The sequence below is a fragment of the Microcoleus sp. OTE_8_concoct_300 genome (assembly GCF_031383065.1).
GTDB lineage: Bacteria > Cyanobacteriota > Cyanobacteriia > Cyanobacteriales > Microcoleaceae > Microcoleus.
Genome location: NZ_JANMZH010000338.1, coordinates 1 through 2,957, shown reverse-complemented (window position 1 = coordinate 2,957; position 2,957 = coordinate 1). Strand labels below are relative to the sequence as shown.

General features: G+C 42.6%; 5 protein-coding genes and 1 pseudogene. All 6 read left to right on the top strand.

The annotated features are described in order from the left end of the window. Positions 1-340, top strand: a pseudogene (locus tag ACUVJL_RS15335) (hypothetical protein); the annotation flags it as partial. A gap of 2 nt (positions 341-342) precedes the next feature. Then, positions 343-519 (top strand): hypothetical protein, encoded by a 177-nt coding sequence (locus ACUVJL_RS15330; protein ID WP_445246629.1) that lies wholly within the window; start codon positions 343-345, stop codon positions 517-519. A gap of 17 nt (positions 520-536) precedes the next feature. Next, complete coding sequence (locus ACUVJL_RS15325) at positions 537-773, top strand: hypothetical protein (RefSeq protein ID WP_445246628.1); 237 nt, start codon at positions 537-539, stop codon at positions 771-773. 1 nt (position 774) lies between these two features. Then, on the top strand, positions 775-1,149 hold the full coding sequence (locus ACUVJL_RS15320; RefSeq protein WP_445246627.1) for a hypothetical protein: 375 nt from the start codon (positions 775-777) through the stop codon (positions 1,147-1,149). Positions 1,150-1,733: 584 nt separating this feature from the next. After that, entirely contained in the window at positions 1,734-2,561 is an 828-nt protein-coding gene (locus ACUVJL_RS15315; protein WP_445246626.1) for a hypothetical protein, read from the top strand. Positions 2,562-2,576: 15 nt separating this feature from the next. Next, positions 2,577-2,957 (top strand): hypothetical protein (locus ACUVJL_RS15310; RefSeq protein ID WP_445246625.1); only part of this gene is annotated, 381 nt, incomplete at its 3' end.

The following is a 2,957-nucleotide window of genomic DNA, read 5'->3' as shown; positions in this document are numbered from 1 at the left end:
CGCTCGTGCTACCGAGTATTCTCAACTCGCCCTGGACGCGATCGAACTGCTAAATGCTCAAAAGTTTGCCGACCTCCGCAACTTAGTGGAAAAGACACCGGCTGCGTCCCCTGTTGCCACATCAACGGCGATCGTTTTTGTTGAACAACACAATCAGATCGCTACCACCGCTGCTGCGGCTGCCGATAAAAATTTGTCTCACATTTCTGCCTTGAAAATTGGATTGTTGAACAATTACCGAGAAGTGGGCCGGGCGTGGGGAAAGCAGGCCGCAGCAGAAATACAACTTGGTTTTACAGAGGAAGTTGCAGCAGGCATCAAGAAGCTTCAGGAGTCGTAATTATGGCTTATTACAAAGTCCAAGTCAATCGCCAGTCAAATCCTCCGAAAATCATTGTCGTCAAAGCTTTGCGCCCACAGGAAGCTCTTACTAAAGTCGCGTCTGAATTGCGGGATGAAGGGATTACTGATGCAAGGACGATCGAGGTAATTGGTCAAGTCGCTAGTTTTAGAGGTTAGTTTACTGGGGAAATTTAATGTATTTACATCAAGGTGAAATCTTCAAGGTAGTCAATTTGTGTTGGTCAAAAACATTGCCAATCCCAAACACGGGATTTTTGACTCTAAAAGAACACGAAACAGGTATTAAGCTAGCTGATAAAAATGGGCATTTTGCTGTGGCTGAAGCTGCATCATTAGGCATTCACATTTGCCCAGACTGTTACGTCGTTTACGGCAAGATTATCGCTCAATGTAACTGTGAGGTGAAGTAAATTGCTGAAAAAATTACTGAGTTTGTTGCCAGTGTCGATTGTTCGTAAAATCGGAAATAGCAGCTTTGCTTCCTTGCAGGAACGGGGAGAAGTCAAAACTTGGATAGTTGGTTACACCAAAGGTTCTTCATCTCTTGAGAATAGAAGCGATACAGACTTAATTCCTGGTAATTACTATTACTTGGGATTGCAAATCAAGATTGTTCGCTGTTCTCGCATAGAGACCGGATATCAGTATCAAGTCGAAAGATACTGGAATTGGTTTGTGTACGACGGCTATGGCTCCGAAATAATTGCCAACAGTGAGTCAAAAACTGAAGAATGTGCGATTGCCAGTGCTCAAAAATGGATTGAAGTATTTCTAAACGATGACTAAAAATCACTCACCTGAATACACAAGCTACATTCGATCGAACATCTGGTATGCCCGATCAAGAAAATTTCAACAAGCCACGGGAAACAGATGCGTTTTGTTTCCTTGGCTTTTCTCAAATCACGCGCACCATTTGACTTACAGCAATCTTCAATCTGAAAGGTTTATTAGAGATTGCGTGCCCTTGTCGAAAAAAGCGCATGAAATTATTCACTATCCGATACTTTGGAAAAACAAAAGACATCGACTTTTTGTCAACGGATATTTGAGGATGATGGGAATTATTGTTTGGTTGTTTGCCGTAGTTTTTGGAGGAAAAAGAAATGTTTGACTGGCTATTTAAACCCGCTTCTGTAGTTAATGGCTCTTCCAGACAAGTCTAAGTTACAAGTTCTCGACACGGCACGAAAACTTACACAGTTTATGGCGATTTGCCCGTAGATTCAATCGATGCTCTCAGAGCTGTTTCTGATAGTCTCCCGGCTTCTGAGCCAGGAGAAACTTTAGAGATTAAAACTTTGATGTAAATAAAATTGCTTGTTGAATCAGTGATTTAGCAAGCAATAACTCAAATTTAGGTTAAAAACATGGACGCAAACAGACCTTTATGTGGACACTTGATCACTCACCTCGATCCAGAAGTAGAAGCCCTCATGCAAGAAAAGTTTAGAATAGACTTTTCTCAAATAGCAAAAATGGGATTGGCAGAATGGGCGGAATTCGGTCAACTAGGAATTGATGCTAAATGGGTAATCGATAACATTGACAAAATTGAGGAGATTTTTGGGAACGTTATTACCTCAATTGAACTTTGGAATAAAGCAGTTGAGAAAGTTTCCAAAAAAGGCATCAAAGTAGTTGAGAAGCTGGATAAGGGTGCAGTTGACTTGGCAATTGCAGTCACTGGTCGGAATTCTAAATTGCTTGAGGGAGATGATCGTAAAGCGAACGCGGTTTCCTTGCAATCCGAGTTAAGAACCGTCAACAATGAACTTGACCAAATTGCTAATGGTTCAGTTCTGGCAAGAGCTTTAGCGAAACTCGAAGAAGCCAGAGAAAAAGCAGCTAACGAGCCAGCGGTTCAGGCTGGCATTCGGGCTTGGGCAAATCAAGCAAAACAAACTGCTCTAGCAGCAAAAATGGGTTTGCAGCATGGTTTAGCTGCCTTTTCTCATCCCCAATTTCCGGGGAATGATGGGACTTTCACAGGTTCAGATTGGACACAGCCATCAAACTCAAATCAATCGTGGGGACAAAACTATGAAGCAAATAAACCACAGCAATCATTAGGTGGAAGCAATCGCGACTCGATCGCATTCAACTGGTCGGGGAACGTTGCCGGAAAAGCTAAGCAATTTAGCAGCAACGTGGTCAGAGGCGCTAAGAAAATCGGTAAATGGTTCGGAATTGGTTAATTTTATGGGGGCATCATGTTTCAGCGACAGCAACCACAACCACAACCAGAACCGCCTAAATTCACACCTTCAGACGTGTTCGATCGACTGCAAATTTACTCGAATTCATTCTTTCTCTCTGCCTGTGTCGCTGGTGGAATTCTGGCGGTAAATATAGCCAGAGTCAGTCCCAATTATTTCTGGCTAATTGTGGCGGTCACAATTGCTGCGATCGTAACCTTGGCGTTTTTTCCAAATGTCAGTAACCAACAGGTAAGAAGGATCGGAATTTTAGCCGTTGCCGTTGGTGTTTTGTTGGGAAATTGGGAATTTTTCTCAACCTTCAAAATGAAGCAAATTCATATTGCGATCGCAGTTGGCGCAACGATCATGATGCTTATTGCGATCGGAATAATC

Coding starts and splice junctions, on each gene's coding strand:
- ACUVJL_RS15330 (WP_445246629.1), top strand. CDS start 343: ATGGCTTATTACAAAGTCCAAGTCAATCGCCAGTCAAATCCTCCGAAA.
- ACUVJL_RS15325 (WP_445246628.1), top strand. CDS start 537: ATGTATTTACATCAAGGTGAAATCTTCAAGGTAGTCAATTTGTGTTGG.
- ACUVJL_RS15315 (WP_445246626.1), top strand. CDS start 1,734: ATGGACGCAAACAGACCTTTATGTGGACACTTGATCACTCACCTCGAT.